This window comes from Isoptericola croceus (genome assembly GCF_029382255.1).
GTDB lineage: Bacteria > Actinomycetota > Actinomycetes > Actinomycetales > Cellulomonadaceae > Isoptericola > Isoptericola croceus.
The window spans coordinates 1-274 of the sequence record NZ_JARLLG010000224.1; the positions used below are offsets into that span (position 1 = coordinate 1).

Consider the following 274-nt stretch of genomic DNA (forward strand, 5'->3'; position numbering starts at 1 on the left):
GCTCAACCGTTTTGGCAATATTGTTAAGAACTTGACTGTCTTCCCGGAAAATATGATGCGCAATATGGAATCAACTTTTGGTTTGATTTATAGTCAACGTGTTATGCTCAAATTGATTGAAAAAGGAATGACACGAGAAGAAGCTTATGACTTAGTTCAACCTAAGACAGCTTATTCCTGGGACAATCAAGTGGATTTCAAACCACTTTTAGAAGAAGACACCAAAGTTACCTCTTGTCTTACACAGGAAGAAATTGATGAACTATTTAATCCG

General features: G+C 36.5%; 1 protein-coding gene. It reads left to right on the forward strand.

Translation table 11 applies throughout. The features are described from left to right. Nucleotides 1-31: 31 nt before the first annotated feature. Nucleotides 32-274 (forward strand): hypothetical protein (locus PZC42_RS24595; RefSeq protein ID WP_498041200.1); only part of this gene is annotated, 243 nt, incomplete at its 3' end.